Raw genomic sequence first — 16893 nt, forward strand, 5'->3', positions numbered from 1 at the left:
CGTCAGGCCTGGGCGGTCTCGAAAATCAGCGACGTCGCCATTCCGCAGATCGCCAGGTTGTTGCACATGGCATGGCTCACTTGTCGTCTGCGCGGCTGCATCGCCGTATAGTCGAGATCACAGCGCGGATCGGGATCATCGAGCGCGATCGTCGGCGGAATGATGCCGTCCTCGATGCTCTTGATGCAGGCAATTGCTTCGATCGCAGCGGCGCCGCCGAGTGCATGTCCGTGCATCGATTTCGTCGACGAGATGGATAGTGCGTTCGCATGCGATCCGAATACCGCCTTTAGCGCTTCGGTTTCCGAGACATCGTCGCTGACGATGCCGTCCCCGTGCGCATTGACGTAGGCGATGTCCGCAGCATCGAGACCTGCGTCGTCCAGTGCCTCGCGCATCACGTGCTCGGTAACTTCCCTGTCGACGCCGAACATGCCGTCGGACCCGGTCGCCATACCGAAGCCGCGCATCTCCACCAGAGCCCGCGCACCGCGCGCCCGCGCATGACTCTCCGCCTCGAGGATGAGAACGCCGGCGGCCTCCGCCAGAACCGTCCCGTTATGCCGTTTGGCGAACGGGAAGCAGCCATCGGGCGACAAGAAATGCAGCGCGTCGCAGGCGAGCAGCGCGCTGTAGGTTACGGTGCTGTCTGCGCCGCCAACGATCGCAACGTCGGCTATGCCACGTCGCACATGATCGAAGCCGAGACCGATCGCATGCGCCGCGCTTGCCCCGGCGCTGCACAGCGCGAACGTCGGCCCTTTGATGCCGAATTCGATGCCGATGTGCGCCGCCGCCGATGACGACACGATGCGCGGCAGCAGCATGGGATGCACGGCGCGCTTGCCCGCGAGAAAGCGATCGCGTCCCGCGATCTCCACGGCGATATGACCACCCGCGGCCGAACCGATGATGCAGGCAACGCGCTCCGGTGCCTCAAGCGGAAACGACAGTCCCGCTTGCGCCATTGCCTCGTCTGCGGCCGCGGCCGCGAGCCAGCAGTAACGGCTCGAATGCATGATGGTCTTGTCGCGCCGCCACTTCGAGAACCGGCTGGTTGGATCGAAGCCGGTGATGCTTGCGGCGATGCCGATCGGAACCTCTTCGCCGATTCCGGTAACCGGCCCGATGCCCGATTTACCCATGCACAGCGACTGCCAGTAGTCGGCAACGTTCTGACCGATTGGCGTCACCGCGCCTATCCCGGTCACGACGACACGACGATGTAGGTTTGCCTGCAGCATGAGGGCACGCACACGATGAATGCAAAGGAGATATCGCGCACAGTATGCCATCGACGTTGAAGCGGGATTACTACCCAGCCTATGCAGCCTTGTGACGTACTTTGCTAAAATTGCATCGTGAACGGAGTTTTGTGACAGCCGCGCCACCAGCGGGTTGCGCGGCGCCTCTATTTCGAATTCGCCGCGGCGCGCAACGGCGTCTCCATCACTTTGACCACGTCACCCGGCCGCAGCAGCGCGTTGGGACTGACGATGACCCGATCCTTGACGGTAAGCCCGAACGCGATCACCACCCGCTCTCCGAGGTCGCGCGTCACACTCACTGGCCGGAACGTCACGCGGCTATCGCCAGTGACGATCGCCACCATCTGCCGGCCATTGCGCGTCGTCAGCGTATTCGTTGGCACGGTGACGAGGCCGCCGCCCTGATCCACTTCGATGGCAACTTGGCCGTTCATGCCTGCCGGAATGCGATTGTCGCGATTTTCCATCAGCAACTCGGCACGCATGGTGCTCGACAACTGATCGATCTGCCCCGAAACCCGGACGATGCGCGCCGATAGTGCCTCAGGCAGTTCGGCGAAGATCACCTTCGCCCGCTGCCCCGGCTTTACGACCAGGGCAGAGGACTGCGGAATGTCGATTAGGATGCGCAACTCGTTCAGCCGCGCGATGCGCAGCAGGTAGCCACCCGGCTGGCTGGAATCGGCGAGCACCTTGTCGCCGCGCTCGATGTGACGGGCGACAATGGTGCCATCGAACGGCGCGCGCACCGTCTGGAAGCTTTGCACTTCCTCCAGCCGCTTCACCTCTGCAAGCGCCGCGGCAAGGTCCGCTTCCGCCGCGCGTTTGGTCGCGCGCCGCTCATCTACCGTCTGCACCGATACGTGACCCTTGTCGACCAGGCTCTCGCCACGCTGCAGCGTCGCATCGGCCAGCAATAGGCGAGCCCGCACCTGATCCGCCGCCGCCCGCGCTCGGCGCAGCTCCTGTTCGATCTCCGGCGCCTCGATGATGACGAGCACGTCGCCCGTCTTCACCTGATCGCCGATGTCGACGCGGCGTTCCGAAACGATTCCGCTGGCGCGCGAGGAAAGCAGCGCTTCCTCGGCCGGGGCGGTGCGGCCGGACAATGTAAGCGTCGCGGTCCCTGGCACGGCCTCGGGCATCACGGTTCGCACACTGCGCACCACCGCGCCCGTCTGCTTCTTTTCCGGTAGAGGCACGCTACCATCGCTCAGCCCCGCGAGTTTCATCACGTGGTCGAGCGCTGTCGCGCCGTCCGCTTGCGCCGCCCACACGGCGATGCCGCCGCACGCAGCGAGCACCGCAGCGAAGGCAATGAACTTGCGGTTCATGAACGAGGCTCCTTGGTCATTCGGCTGGCACCGGGGCGTGCTCTGGGACGGTCTCGGTCTCACCGCGCGCATCGCGCCGGCGCCGGCCAAGACCCGCTAAGGTCGAGAACAGGAACGGCACGAACGTCAGGGTCGCGCATGTGCCGAATATGAGGCCGCCGACAACTGCGCGGCCGAGCGGGGCGTTCTGCTCACCGCCCTCGCCATGTCCGATCGCCATCGGCAGGATGCCGATGATCATGGCAGTCGCTGTCATCAACACTGGACGCAGGCGGGTGCGCGCCGCGTCTATTGCAGCCTGCTTGGGGCTTTCCCCTTCAAGCAGCCTGTCGCGGGCGAAGCTCGTGACCAGCACGCTGTTGGCGGTCGAGACGCCGATCACCATGATGAGGCCGGTGAGGGCGGGCACCGACAACGGCGTGCCCGTCATTACCAGCGCGAACAATGCGCCAGAGATCGCGATCGGCAGGCCGCCCATGGCAATCCCCGGCATGATCCACGACTGGAAGTTCACCACCATGACGAGGTAGACGAACACCGCCGCCATCGCCATGCCACCCAGCATCTCCGCATAGGCTTGGTCCATCGACTGCGCCTGCCCGGCGATCTCGATGCGATTACCCGGCTTCAGCCGCGGCCGCACACTGTCCACCAGCGTGCGGATGTCGCTATACACGCCACCGAGGTCGCGCCCTTCCACGTTGGCCAGCAGCGTCGTCGTCGGCTGCAGCGTCGTCCGGTCGATGTTGGCGGCAATCTTGCGCACTTGCAGGGAAGCGAAGGCGCGCAACGGGACGGTCTCGCCTCCCGTAGATGGCCGCACTGGCGTGTTCAGAAGCTGCTCCAGCGTCGTCAGATTGACCGGCGGCGCCACCACCTGCACCGTATAAGAAGCGCCTTGCGCCGGATCGGCCCAATAGCTGGGCGATACCGTGCCTGATGCCCCGAGCGCAGCCAGCAGCGCGGTCGCCGCATCCTGCGGTGTCACACCGATCTGCAGCGCACGGACCCGATCGATCTCCAGGTAGTAGGAAGTGAGGTCGCGCACCTGCCGCTGTGCAATGTCCACCGCACCGGGAACATCATGCATGCGCATCATCAGTTCGCGTGCGGTCTCCGCGTTGCCCGTCACGTCACGACCGATCAGCCGCACCTCGATGGCGGTCTGCGCCGAGCCGGCAAGCGTCTGCGAGGTGGCATCTGCAGGGCGGAAATAGGTGACGAGATCTGGGAACTTCGAATTCAGCATCGCGCGGATTGCGCTCACGTAAATTGGCGTGGGCGCGTGCTTGTCGGCGAGCTGAATCAGCATGTCGCCATCGAACGAACCGATGACGCCGCTGTCGACCCAGGCGAGGTTTATCGGCTCCGGGCTGCCGATGTTCTCGGCGATAAAGCCCACCTCGTCGGATGGGATAATGCGGCGGATCTCGCGCTGCACATCGGCAAACCGCGCCGCCGTCTCTTCCACCCGCAGTCCAGTTGGTGCACGCAGATAGATGCGGATCATGCCCGCGTCAGTCTCTGGAAAGAACTCGCGTCCTAGATGGATGCCAGACCACGCACCGATACTGAGCGCAACAAACAGGCCCAACAGTGGGATCGCCTTCCACCGCAATAGCAGCGCGGCGATGCCGGCAACGATGCGCTCGAGCAGCGACAGAAGCTGGTCGACCCGCGCCGTTACCCAGCCGAAAAAGCCCTGCGGCGCATGGTGCGGACCGGCGGACAGCATCATTGACGCCAGCGTCGGCACCAACGTGCGCGACAGCACGTAAGATGCTGCCATGGCGAACACCACCGACAGCGCGAGAGGGATGAACACGAACGCCGCCGTCCCGGTCAGCAGGAACAGCGGCGAGAAGACGATGCAGATCGACACGGTCGACACAAATTCCGGGAACGCCACCTCGCTGGCGCTCTTGAGGATCGCTTCCTTGAGCCCAAGTCCCAATTCCAGGTTGCGGTTGATATTCTCGATCTCGACCAGAGCGTTATCGACCAGAATGCCGATGGCCAGCATCAGGCCGCCGAGCGTCATCAGGTTGAACGTATTGCCGGTCAAGGCGAGCCCCGTGATCGACGCCAGCAAGGCCAGCGGGATCGACGTCAGCACGATCAGCGAGGAGCGCCAGCTGCCAAGGAAGACCAGCACGACCAGCGCAACGAGACAGCCGACGACGATCGCCTCCGTCATCACGTTATCGATGGCACTGGCGACGAACACCGATTGATCGAACACCGGCGCAATGCTGATGCCTTCCGGTGCTGCCGCCTGCAGCTCCGGCATGCGTGCCTTGATCTGGCTGACGATGTCGAGCGTCGAGGCATTGCCGAGCTTCAGGATCGACACGATGACCGCGTTCTGCCCATCGAGGCGCGCGATGTTGCTTTGCACCGCCTGGCCATCACGCACGCTTGCCACGTCCGAGACGCGAATAACCCGCCCGTCGACCGACCGCAGCGGAAGATCGGCGAAATTCGCTACGGTCTCCGGGCTGGCGTTCGTGGTGATAGTGATCTCACGCGTGCCCACCCGCAGCGCACCAGATGGCAGCGTAAGGTTCTGCGTTGCGGTTGCCTTTGCAATATCGCTCGCCGCAATTCCATAAGCCTGCAGCGCCTCTGGCTTCAGGTCGATCATTACCTGTCGTGCTGCGCCACCATAGGGTAGCGAGAGACGGATGCCGCGGATCGACTGAATCTGTGCGCGCAGCTGCAGGCGTGCGTAATCATAAAGCGCACCATCGGTCAGCGAGTCCGATGCCATCACCAGCTGCAGGATCGGGACGCTCGAAGGCACATAGGGCACGATCAACGGCGGGTTCGTGCCGGTCGGCATACGCCGCAGGATCGTCTGGCTGACGGAAGTGACCTGTGCGAATGCATCGGTCACGTTCGTGCCTGGCTGAAAGGTGACGCGGACGATGCCGACGCCGTTGATCGTCTCGGAACGCACCTCCTTGAGGTTGTCGACGTTGTTCATGATGGCGAGTTCGCTGAATGAAGTCAGCTTGCTTGCCATCTCCTGCGGATTGAGCCCCTGATACGTCCAGATCAGGTTGATCGCCGGAATGTTCACCGAGGGCAGGATGTCCGTCGACATCCGCTTGGCGCTGAGGCCGCCAAGCAGCAACAACAGCATGGCGAGGACACCGATGCTGTGGCGGTGCCCCAATGCGTATTTGACGATCCACACGGTCCGCCCCCAACCCTTGGTCTATCTCGTGCTACGCTGACGGGCCTTGAGACACTCACACGGCATCGGCGACGTCCTGCATTCTCAGCGGCCGCTCATCGCTCGGGTCGATCGACATCCGTTCGGCCGGAATCATGATCTGCACGCACAGGCCGCTCCCATGCGGCTTGTTCTCCAGATGCAAACCGAGCCCATCCTTGTCGAGCGCCGTCTGCGCGATGGCTAGTCCCAGCCCGCTGCCAATCGGGCTCTTGTTGCGCCCGCGGTAAAAGCGCCGCGTCACGGCAAGCAATTCGTCTTCAGGAATGCCGGGGCCGGAATCCTGCAGCTTCAGCAATGTCCCCTTTGGTGTCGGCAACAGCGACCAGCGCACAGTTCCGTTGCCAGGCGTGTGCTGCAACGCGTTCTCAGTGAGGTTGCGCACCGCCATATGGAATGCGTCCGGGTTGACGCGAATCCGGCAGCGGAAGAGGGCATCGTCGATGATGGGTGGAGCGTCGCGCTCTCCTGCATGCAGCGCATCGCAGATCGTCTTCAGCTTTGGACCAACCACGATCCATTCCTGTATGGCGTGTTGTTGCTCTGCGTCCGCGCTGGCCATGGCCAGGAGCTGCGTCGCCATCCGGTTGGTGCGATCCGCCGCGGTAATTGCGTTCTGCAATGCATGATGACGGATGGCGGGGTCGGCCGCGGCAAGCGCGATCTGCACCTGCGTGCGCAGGCCCGCCAGCGGTGTACGTAACTCGTGCGCGGCAAAGGCAGTCACGCTGCGCTCGTGTTCTCGCGCAGCCACAACCTTCTCGAACAGCTCGTTGAGTTCGTCGACGACCGGCTGGATTTCACTCGGGGTGCGCGCAAGGGCAAGCGGGCCCAAGGCATCGGGTGAGCGCTCGGCAAGCGCCGCTGTCAGGCGCCGCAAAGGCTCGAGCCCCTGCCTCAGCGCCAGCCAGATCAGCCCTGCCAAGACGCCGAGCACAATCAATCCGGGAACGGCAAGTCCCCACATCAGCTCGCGCACCAGCCGCTCGCGATGCGCGATGCTGTCACCGACCAGCACGCGAAAGCCGCGGCCGCGATCCTCGCTGGCGAAAACGCGCCAACGTGTTCCGTTGATGACCTGGTTGGAATAGCCGCTGCTGACGTTGGTGAGCTGCGTCGTTGGCGCTTCACTCGACTTTCCGACGAGCCGGCCGTCGATCGACCAGATCTGGCACGCGAGGCGGAAGTTCGTATCGAGCGTGGGGATCGGCACCGTCTGGTTGGCAACGCGTACGCCGGAAACGGCACCCACGACGTGCACGCCCGCATCGTCCATCAACGATGATACCATTCGCGTCGCTTCCTCGAGGCGAACGTCGAGAACGCGTTCGAGCTCTTTGCGGTTGCCCGAATAGATCCAAGCCATACCGCACAGCCACACGATGCCCGTGGCGAGCATCAACAGGCCGAATAGACGCGCTGTCATCGACTTCATAATCACCTCTCGATGAAGAACGCTGCAGGCAGCCAACCGAACGGCTGCCAGCTTAAGCCAGCCTTAAGAATGCGCGAACGACGTGGCGCGTGCTGCATCATGCCTGCGATCCGGGACCGTTAGCCGGTGCGCGGCTGATCTGCGGATCGGGCAGCACCACGGTGCGCGAACCTGGCGGAACGCGATCGAAGAGGTCGATCACGTCATGGTCGAGCAACCGGATGCACCCGCTCGACGTCGCCTTGCCGAGCGAGGCCGGACGCCCGCCGCCGTGAATGCGGTAAAGCGTGTCGCGCCCGTTCTGATAAAGATAGAGTGCGCGCGCACCGAGTGGATTTTCAGGCCCTCCGGGCATGCCTTTGGCGAACGGCGCGGTTCGAGGATCACGCGCCACCATCTCAGCCGGTGGCGTCCACGTGGGCCATTGCGCCTTGCGTGCGACTGTCGCGGTGCCACTCCAGCCAAAGCCTTCGCGGCCCACTTCAATCCCGTAGCGAAGCGCCCGACCCTCGGCGGTTACAAGATAGAGATAGCGGTTCGGCGTATCGACGATGATTGTTCCCTTCGGCTCGCTGCCGCGGTAGGCAACTTCCTGCCGCCGGAAGCGCGGATCCAGACGGCCGACGTCGACTGCGGCCAGCGGGAACTTCTCGTTCGGCCGCGCGCCATATTCCCGGCGCTCCGATTCTGACGCATCGAATGGCAGGCCCAGCCACGAATACTCAGTTGAAGCGCACCCTGACAGGGATACCAAAAGCGACAATCCAGCGATAATCCCACGCAAGTTCGGCATCGAGCCCGTCCCCCAACGAATGTCACGCCATATTCGCCGCACACGAATAGTCGGCATGGGGCACCCTAGCGGCCTACATTAAGGCAAGCTTAAGTGACGGCTGGCGCGCTGACCGCCGCTGCGCGACACTTTGGCCGTCCGGGCTAAACGCATCCATCCAACGAGGGAACACGGCAAATGCGACTGTTGGTGGTCGAGGACGACGCAGTTCTGCGCAGCGGCCTCACCGTCGGTCTTGGCCTCCACGGCTTCACAGCGGAAGCGGTAGAAACATGTGCCGATGCCCTTTCCGCACTCGCGAGCACAACCTTCGACGCGGTCGTTCTCGACCTAATGCTGCCCGATGGCTCCGGCTTCGACGTGCTGCGCGAACTGCGCCGGCGCAACGATCCGGTGCCGGTTCTGCTGCTGACCGCGCGCGATGCCGTGAGCGATCGCGTGCGCGGCCTCGACGACGGCGCCGATGATTACATGGGCAAGCCGTTCGATCTCGACGAGCTTGCCGCGCGCCTTCGTGCATTGCGTCGCCGCGCCGTCGGCCGCGCCACCGCGACGATCACTTGGCAGGGATTGCTGCTCGATCCGGAGCGCCGCACGGTTAGCAGCGGAGATGAACCGATCAACCTGTCGCGGCGTGAGTTCGCGCTGCTTCTCGCGCTCGTCGAGCGCCCCGGTGTCATTCATTCCAAGCCCGACCTCGAGGCTGTGCTCTACGGCTGGCAGGAAGAGGTCGATAGCAACGCGGTGGAAGTCCACATCCACAATCTGCGCGCCAAGATCGGCCGTGATCGCATCGAGACGGTGCGCGGCCTCGGCTACCGCGCCAAGCAGTAGCCGCCTCCCGCGTCGCAGCCTTTGATCACCCAGAACGGCCATCGCGCGGGGCCATACAACGTATGCCGGCAGCCGCCCTGCAAACTTTGGAAGTACCCCCGCCCGCGGCACGCTAACTGCAAAGTCCCGCGTACGAGGAATGCTCGTCGCTGTCTGAAGGCTCACCGTATCGCTACTGGGCGATGGGCGCACGCAGGCGGGAGGTGACTGTTCCAAACTGAGGCAACGCGGGTGGCCAGGTTGGTCGGCCCCTACAGCGAGGAAACTTCCTAATGCTGCTGTCTTCGATAGAGACCGCGGGACTTAAACGTCAGGTCCGGTTCTTAGGGATCGAACTCGAGATTCGCGGCTCCGTCCTCCGGCCGCGCAAGGAAACCGAACTCCTCGGACGCGTCGCTCGGCGGCTTCTGGACGACACCGCTGAAGCGTCCATGTGCATCGATATGTGCTGCGGTTCGGGAAATCTCGCCTTGGCGCTCGCAAGGCACGCGCCTGACCTTCAGGTAATTGCTTGCGACCTGACCGCCGGCGCTGTGCAGAACGCGCTTCACAACGTCGTCCAGCTGGGGTTCCAAGACCAGGTTGCGGTGGTGCAGGGTGACATGTTCAAGCCCCTGGCCGGTCTCGAAGGCAAGATCGATCTGATCGTATCCAACCCGCCGTATATCTCGACATCGCGCTTGCTCAGCGGAGACCGCGCACATCTGCTCATCAATGAGCCGCGCGAAGCTTTCGACGGGGGCCCCTACGGCATCAGCCTACATTCGCGATTGATCACCGAGGGCGTCGCGTTCCTCAAATCCGGCGGATGGTTGGCCTTCGAGTTTGGTCTGGGCCAGGACCGTCAGGTCGCCGCGCTACTGAAGCGCGCGCGCGCCTTCGAGGAACCGCAGTGGCATCTCAATGAGGACGGCGACAAGCGCGTCGTCTGCGCCCGCAAGATTTGAGCGCCCGGCGCGCCAGCGGCGCTTTATTCGCCTCCCGGAATGATGGGGCCAGTCAGCCTTTGCGGGCACATCATCGCATTAGCGGCGCAAGCAGCAATGTCGTCAGCCAGTTGGTCGACGCGCCCAGGGTCTGAATCCCACGCAAACATGAAGCGCGCCCCGCCACCGATAAAGGTGTAAAAGCTCCAACCGCGCTCGCGCAGCGCTGCAAGAACTGGTGCGGGCGCGCTCATGAACACGGCATTCGCCTGCACCGGAAACATGAGCTCAACGCCTGGTATGCCTTCGATCCTTGAGGCCAACCGCGTCGCACAGGAATTGGCGTGCCTTGCGTTCCGCAGCCAAGCGCCACTTTCCAACAGACCAACCCAAGGAGCTGACAGGAACCTCATCTTGGCCGCAAGCTGCCCAGCCTGCTTGCACCGATAGCCGAACTCTTTGGCAAGCTCCCGATCGAAAAACACGACCGCTTCGCCCACAGCCATGCCGTTCTTCGTGCCGCCGAAACAGAGAACATCGACCCCGGCTCGCCACGTCATTTCGGCGGGGGAGCAATCGATTTTTGCGCAGGCATGCGCGAAGCGAGCGCCGTCCATATGCAGCTTGAGACCAAGTGCTCGGCAGGTCGCTGAAATAGCCTCCAGCTCTTCAATGCGATAGATCTGCCCGGTCTCGGTCGGCTGCGTGACCGTCACGACGCGCGGCTTAGGAAAGTGAATATCGGATCGGCTATTGGCCAAGGTGTGGATCGCCTGTCGCGTCAGCTTCCCGTTCGCCGTCTGCGCAACGAGCAGCTTCGATCCGTTGGAGAAGAACTCGGGAGCGCCGCACTCGTCCGTTTCTACATGCGCCGACGATGAGCAGATGACGCTGTGATACGACTGGCAGAGAGTGGAAAGCGCTAGCGCATTTGCCGCTGTACCATTGAAAACGAAGAAGACCTCGCAGTTCGTCTGGAACAACTCCCTAAACGCGTCTGCTGCCCTTCGTGTCCAGTCGTCCTCGCCATAGGCCGCAGCGGAGCCGCGATTAGCGAGCTCCATCGCGGCCCATGCATCGGGACAGATCCCTGCATAGTTATCGCTTGCAAACTGCTGACTTGTCATGTTCCGGCGGCTCAAAGGAAGCTCATCAGTTCGGATTGTGGGGATTTCACAGAGGCGGCAGCGAGGCGCTCAAAGCCCGCCTCGAGGTCGGCGATCAGTTCTTCGACGTCCTCCAAGCCAATGTGAAGGCGCAGAGCTGGACCTTCCGCACTCCATGTGGTTGCGGTGCGGTAGCTTGTGGGATCAAACGGAATAATGAGGCTCTCATAGCCACCCCACGAGAACCCGATGCCAAAGAGCGTCAGCCCGTCGATCATCGCCCATACCGCCTCTTTGCTGGCAGGCTTGAGCACGATCGAGAACAAGCCGCTGGCCCCCAGAAAGTCACGCTTCCAGATATGGTGTTGGGGGTGACTGGGTAGGGCAGGGTGCAGCACGCGCGCTACTTCAGGCCGGCCCTCGAGCCATTCCGCCACGCGCACGGCCGACAGGTGGTGCTGTGCGAGCCGCATTGGGAGTGTGCGCAGACCGCGCATGCCCAGGTACGCCTCCTCGGAGCCTGGACAGATGCCGAGCAAGTCCTTTGTCTTTGCCACGTGCTTGGCCGCTGCAGCGGTGCAGGTGATGGAGCCGAGGACAGCGTCGGCATGGCCCCCGATATACTTCGTCGCTGCCTGGATCGACACATCGACCCCGTGCTCGAACGGCTTGAAGTAGAGCGGACTAGCCCAGGTGTTGTCGATTAAGAGCCAGATTCCTCGCTCCGCAGCGACACGCGATATGGCCCGGATATCCTGCACCTCGAACGTCTGCGAGCCGGGACTTTCGCCGAAGATGAGACGCGTGTTCGGCTTCACCAGCCGTGCGATGCCATCGCCGATGAGCGGATCGTAATACGTTGTGCCGACGCCGAATTTGGCGAGGATCCCGGTGCAGAATTCGCGCGTCGGCTGATAGACCGTGTCGACCATTAGGATGTGGTCGCCGGACTTGACGAAGGCCATGATTGCAGCGGTCACTGCCTGATAGCCGGAGCCTGTCAGCGAGCAAGCGGCCCCGCCCTCGAGCTCGGCAATTGCTTCTTCGAGTGCCCGCACGGTCGGCGTCGATTTCCGCCCATAGACGTACGGCTGATCGCCATTGACGAATTTCTCCGCCGTAGGGAAGAGCACCGTCGAACCGCGGAACACGGGCGCATTGAGGAAGCCGAAGTTGGCCCCCGGAACCCGCCCCGCATGCGCAACCTTGGTCTGCGGCGTCCGCGGCCGTGGAGGTATGCGACCTGCTGGCCTCGCCAGAAATTCAGCCAATGCATGTGTGCTCGTCGGATGAACCGTTGCGTCGGTCGCGATGCTGGGTTTGTCGGCGATAGCCGATTGCGGCGACCGCCTCTCGCGCGCAAAGGCCATCCCCCGTGGGCCTTCAACCCAGACAACGACGAGAAATGCGAGAACGCTCAGCGCTAATTGGCCCAACGCGAGCGGCAGCACCGTACCGTCGAAAAGGTGACCCACAATACCACCCGCGAGAGCGGCGATCCCAGTCGTAACGCATCCGACCACAGACGCGGCCATGCCGGCGTTGTCGCCCTGTGGCTCCATGGCCAAACTATTGAAGTTCGGCGCCACGAAGCCGAAGAGCAACGATAGGATCATCATCGCGACCACAAACGGCCAGAGGCCCACGTGTCCAAAAACCGCCTCGACCACGAACCCAGCGGCAATCGCGACGAAGCTTGCTAGAGATGCGTGAGACAACATCCGAACGCCAAAGCGGCGAATGAGCATGGCATTGGTGATGGACGCGCCCGCAATCATGATCGCGGTGGCGGCGAATGCCAGCGGGAACAGTTCCCCGAGGCCAAAGCCATCGACGAATATCTGCTGGGCGCTTGCGATATAGGCCAAGACGCATCCCAGCATCAAACCGGCTGCTACGGCATAGCCGGTCGTTTGACGCGTGCCGAGTGCGCCACGGAGCGCCAGCATGAGGGTGAGCGGTTTGGCTGCAAAGGTTCGCTTCGTCTCCGGCAGCCGCAAGCACCATAGAGATAGACCGATGCCTGCGATGACCAAAAAGTCAAAGATCCAGCGCCACGTTCCAGCATGCAGCAATCCAAGGCCAATAGTTGGCGCGAGGACTGGAATACTAAAGAACACCGCCATCGCTAGCGACATTATGCGGGCCATCTCTCGCCCAACGTAGCGGTCTCGCACCAGTGCGATAGCAATCACACGCGGCGCGGCGGCACCGATGCCCTGTACGGCACGGGCCGCCAACATGGACTGCTCGTCGAACGACAAGGCTGCCCCTATCGACCCAACAACGAAGATGGTCATGCCCGCGAGAAGCACCGGCTTGCGGCCGTAGAGATCTGACAGTCGGCCAAACGCCAACTGGCCGATCGCGAACGCCAGCAAATAGACGATGATGATGCTTTGCCGATCGTTCGCTTCGGCGATGCCGAGCGCTGCGCCGACCTCCGGCAATGCGGGCAGCATGATGCCGATCGACAGAGCTGTGAGCGCCATCATGCAGGCCACGAGGCCGATGAACTCTCGCTGCCTCATCCTGCCGTCGACCGATGCGGCGGCTCCGAGAAACTGGTCGTAAGACTGTCGCGCGTCCATGGGGTTATGGAACCGAATGGCTAAATAGTGGGCAACAAGGGAACGAGTTTGTATAACAAAACTGATTTAGGGTACGCCATACCCCAACAACGGTAGAAATTAGAAAAAGCAGCGAGTGTGTCAGATTTGCCCTGGTGCGGCTGGTCAACGCAAATACACGTCAGCAGCCCCGGTCAGCGCCAGGCCCGAAGGCGACGACACGGTCGGTCGACCGTCGATCCGTCGCCGTCACGAAGCCACTCGACTGGTGGCGAATGCGCTTGATCTCCAAGTCCCGCGCCGGCTCGATGGCGAATGCAGGCGTGCACGGTTTCAATTGTTCCGCGCCGAGCAGCAGGATCGCAAAAGGGCTGTGTCTAAAAAGAAATTGTGGTGGGACCGCCAGCTCTGAGCATTGAGCTGCGCCCCGTCCATTTGGGGCGGTGATGTGCTTCCATGCGCGACAAGCACTTTGAGGCGGACAAGCGCCTTCACCAAAAGGTCGTGACGCCTCGGGGCGCTGCGTCCGGCTTCAAAAAAAACTCCACTGTCCCGCGGTGCCAAATGCCGGCCCAGCTTGGCCGGCTGTACCACTACGACTCAATCAATCAGCTGGCTTGCGCGCACGCCAATTGCGATGTGCGCAAGCCAGCCCCGCCGAGTGCCTTCAGGTCAGCTTTGCGTAGGCCTCGATCTCGACCTTCTGCCAGGGGCGCAACATCGAGGTGACCTGAACCAGCGTGCTGGCGGGACGGACCTCGCCAAAAACCTCGCGATGTGCACGGGCGACGAGGTCGGCGTCGGAGATCTCACGCACGTAGACGACGGTGCGAACTACATCACGAATGGCTCCGCCGGCATCGACCAGCGCCCTTTCGATGATATCGAGGGCGGCGCGGGCTTGCTCGTAGGCGTTGCTCGTCTCGTGCGTGACCGGCGCGCACGTGCCCGAAACATGGATGTCGGCACCCACGCGCACCGCGCGGGAGTAGCCGAAAATATCTTCATACGCCCCGCCCGACGAGATGTTGTTTCGCGTTATTGTAGTCGACATTGTTTTTCTCCCTTGGTCCTAGAGGTTCGTCGCATCGCGGAGGCGGTACCAAGTCTCGACGAAGGGCACCGCGCGCTTGGCGATCGGATGAGCTGGGAACGCAGGGAACGTCAGATCGTCGAATGCGGTACGGCCGTCTTTCCTGCCGAGTACCTGCAGAGCGATCTTGTGTCCGAAGTAGGTCGCGCGCGACACGCCGGTGCCGCAATAGCCGAGGGCATAGTGCAGGCCGGCCGCGGTTCGACCTAGGTGCGGGATCTCGTCGTAGGTGTAGCCAATGAGGCCACTCCACGCGTGGGTAACAGGGACGTCGCCGATCTCGGGAAAAACGCGCAACATGTCCTCGGCGAGGTGGCCGTATGCGCGCGGAGAGTTTGCCGCCGCGAGCCGGCCGACGCGACCACCCCAGATGATGCGGCGTGCAGCTGGCGCAACGCGGAAGTAATAGAACACCCGGTTCGTATTTCCGTAGACGCGACTTTTTGGGAGCAGGCGATCGAGCGTCGATTGCGGGATCTCACCAGTCGCAATCAGTCCAGAGCCGACGGGCACGATGCGGCGCTTGAGTTCGGGGACGAGAGCGTCCGTATAGCCGTTGGTGGCAATGATGACGTTGCGGGCGCGCGTCTCGCCGCGGGCGGTGAGCAGGCGAAAGCCGCCAGGTTCGCGAGCGATTTCGAGCACAGCGGCATTGCCGATCACGCGACCACCCTTGGCGTTGACCCGTGCCAGCAATCCAGCGTGGTAAAGGCCGGGATGGAGCGAAGCATCCTGCGGGAGCACGGAGCCGCCGCAGAACGCGTCCGAGGCGATCTCCGACGCCTGCTCGGAGCGCGGCACCATGAAGCTCTCGACGCCCGCGATGCGCTTCAAATCATCCATGTCGCGTGCCATCGCGTCGTAGTGCTCGGGCCTGATCGCGCCGCGAAACCGACCGCAGCGGCGGAAGTCGCAATCAATGTTCTCGGAGGCGACGAGCCGGTCGATGTAATCGAGCATGGCGGTGCCTTCGCGGATCATCGCGACAGCCTTGGCCTCGCCGCGCATGGCGATCAGCGTCTTGACGCGAAACTTCTGATTGCCGCTGCCTATCTGACCGCCGTTGCGCGTCGACGCCCCAAAGCCGGGAACGTCACGATCGAAGACGACCGCGCCCGAACCGTTGTCGAGGAGCGTGTTTGCCGCTGACAGCCCCGTAAAGCCGGAGCCGACGATCGCCACATCGCACTTCTTCGGAACGGGAATGTCTTCGCTTGCGCGCGGGGCTTCGTCCCACCAATACGGCTGATACCGGAGCCCAGTGTCACCGCGAAAGCCGCCGGCTGCGAGCTGGCTCGCGCTGATCGATGCCTTCATCACGCTTTCCCTGCAGAACGCTTCTTGTTCTGTTGCGCTTGGTACAAGTAATTTGCATGGCATGCAATAGTGGAGCGAGGCTCACGCCGCGCTCGCATGGGTGCGGCGGCTTGTGATGGCGCGCGCAAAACGACTGCAGGCCTTCTTGCCGCCGGCGCTACTCGGCGTACACGATGATGGCGAGGAAGCGAACGCGCTCGTCGAGCACCTTTTCGGGACCATGGACCACGTTGCCCGAGAAGGTGAAAGCGTCGCCTGGCTCGATCAGATAAACCTGCTCGCCGAAACGATACTCCATGCGCCCCTGCAGCATATAGATGAACTCGGTGCCGGGGTGCGAGAAGCGCGGGAACGTTTCGCTCTTCTTATCCAGCTCGATGAAGAACGGCTCGAAGAGCTTGTGCGGGCCGCGGTCGTAGGAAAGCAGGCGATAGGTGTGGCCGTACTTCGTGCCGACGCGCACGACCTCCATCTGCTCGGACTTCTTGACGAGCTGAGCGCTTCCCTGACGTGACTCCGACTCGCGGAACAGTTCGGACAAGTTGACTCCCACCGCAGCCGCGATGCGTTCCAGGGCATCGAGGCTTGCCGATGCCATGCCGTTCTCGATCCGGCTGAGCATGGCACTTGAGAGACCGGCACCGGTGCTGAGGTCCGAAAGGGTAAGGTTGGCCTCGAGGCGGCGCCGCTTGATTGCGGCGCCGATGCGCGATTCAAGCGGAAGGTTGGCCTGTTCGCCCTTGACGTCGGGCTCGGCCGGGACGGGCGCGCGCCGCTTAGACGCCGACGGCTTGGCACGGCGAGGCATCGACTTCCTCACAGGTTTCGTCATCGGCCGCCCCCTCTCATCTCAGTCAATTGAATGCCCCGACCCGCGTAGACCACACGTTGCAAGCGCAGAGCGACATTCTCAATCGCGCCCCCTACCAAAGTCTAATGCTTGCGCACCCTGCAACTTTTTTGCGGTTCGCGAGATGCA

12 protein-coding genes are annotated in these 16893 nt (G+C 62.8%); 2 read left to right on the forward strand and 10 right to left on the reverse strand.

The features are described from left to right. Nucleotides 1-2: 2 nt before the first annotated feature. From NDB2M4_RS17085 to NDB2M4_RS17105, 5 genes are all read right to left on the reverse strand, one after another. Entirely contained in the window at nucleotides 3-1244 is a 1242-nt protein-coding gene (locus NDB2M4_RS17085) for a beta-ketoacyl-[acyl-carrier-protein] synthase family protein (protein WP_072377229.1), read from the reverse strand. A gap of 167 nt (nucleotides 1245-1411) precedes the next feature. Then, nucleotides 1412-2602: an efflux RND transporter periplasmic adaptor subunit gene (locus NDB2M4_RS17090; protein WP_171988139.1), complete on the reverse strand. Its 1191-nt coding sequence runs from the start codon at nucleotides 2600-2602 to the stop codon at nucleotides 1412-1414. A gap of 16 nt (nucleotides 2603-2618) precedes the next feature. Next, nucleotides 2619-5801: an efflux RND transporter permease subunit gene (locus NDB2M4_RS17095; protein WP_072377231.1), complete on the reverse strand. Its 3183-nt coding sequence runs from the start codon at nucleotides 5799-5801 to the stop codon at nucleotides 2619-2621. 55 nt (nucleotides 5802-5856) lie between these two features. Further along, nucleotides 5857-7275, reverse strand: a complete 1419-nt coding sequence (locus NDB2M4_RS17100; RefSeq protein WP_072377233.1) for a sensor histidine kinase — start codon at nucleotides 7273-7275, stop codon at nucleotides 5857-5859. A 97-nt stretch (nucleotides 7276-7372) separates the two neighbouring features. After that, nucleotides 7373-8068 (reverse strand): L,D-transpeptidase, encoded by a 696-nt coding sequence (locus NDB2M4_RS17105; RefSeq protein ID WP_072377235.1) that lies wholly within the window; start codon nucleotides 8066-8068, stop codon nucleotides 7373-7375. 177 nt (nucleotides 8069-8245) lie between these two features. Here NDB2M4_RS17105 and NDB2M4_RS17110 point away from each other — a divergent pair, with 177 nt between their 5' ends. Together NDB2M4_RS17110 and NDB2M4_RS17115 are read left to right on the forward strand one after the other, a co-directional pair. Then, nucleotides 8246-8902 carry a response regulator gene (locus tag NDB2M4_RS17110; RefSeq protein ID WP_072377237.1) on the forward strand — a complete coding sequence of 219 codons (657 nt, stop codon included), beginning with the start codon at nucleotides 8246-8248 and terminating at the stop codon, nucleotides 8900-8902. A gap of 272 nt (nucleotides 8903-9174) precedes the next feature. Beyond that, nucleotides 9175-9849, forward strand: a complete 675-nt coding sequence (locus tag NDB2M4_RS17115; RefSeq protein ID WP_072377239.1) for a N5-glutamine methyltransferase family protein — start codon at nucleotides 9175-9177, stop codon at nucleotides 9847-9849. Between the two features lie 23 nt (nucleotides 9850-9872). Here NDB2M4_RS17115 and NDB2M4_RS17120 read toward each other — a convergent pair whose 3' ends face one another. The 5 genes from NDB2M4_RS17120 to NDB2M4_RS17145 all read right to left on the reverse strand — a co-directional run bounded on the left by NDB2M4_RS17120 (nucleotide 9873) and on the right by NDB2M4_RS17145 (nucleotide 16746). Then, entirely contained in the window at nucleotides 9873-10955 is a 1083-nt protein-coding gene (locus NDB2M4_RS17120) for a threonine aldolase family protein (RefSeq protein ID WP_072377241.1), read from the reverse strand. Nucleotides 10956-10966: 11 nt separating this feature from the next. Then, nucleotides 10967-13525 (reverse strand): cystathionine beta-lyase, encoded by a 2559-nt coding sequence (gene metC, locus NDB2M4_RS20645; RefSeq protein ID WP_083556541.1) that lies wholly within the window; start codon nucleotides 13523-13525, stop codon nucleotides 10967-10969. Nucleotides 13526-14171: 646 nt separating this feature from the next. Then, the gene (locus tag NDB2M4_RS17135) at nucleotides 14172-14558 is read right to left on the reverse strand and encodes a RidA family protein (protein WP_083556543.1); all 387 of its coding nucleotides are present in this window, start codon (nucleotides 14556-14558) and stop codon (nucleotides 14172-14174) included. An 18-nt stretch (nucleotides 14559-14576) separates the two neighbouring features. Beyond that, complete coding sequence (locus NDB2M4_RS17140; RefSeq protein ID WP_072377243.1) at nucleotides 14577-15914, reverse strand: NAD(P)/FAD-dependent oxidoreductase; 1338 nt, start codon at nucleotides 15912-15914, stop codon at nucleotides 14577-14579. A gap of 157 nt (nucleotides 15915-16071) precedes the next feature. Beyond that, the gene (locus NDB2M4_RS17145) at nucleotides 16072-16746 is read right to left on the reverse strand and encodes a helix-turn-helix domain-containing protein (protein WP_083556545.1); all 675 of its coding nucleotides are present in this window, start codon (nucleotides 16744-16746) and stop codon (nucleotides 16072-16074) included. Nucleotides 16747-16893 lie beyond the last annotated feature (147 nt).

Source organism: Hyphomicrobium sp. NDB2Meth4 (genome assembly GCF_900117445.1).
Taxonomy (GTDB): Bacteria; Pseudomonadota; Alphaproteobacteria; order Rhizobiales; family Hyphomicrobiaceae; genus Hyphomicrobium_A.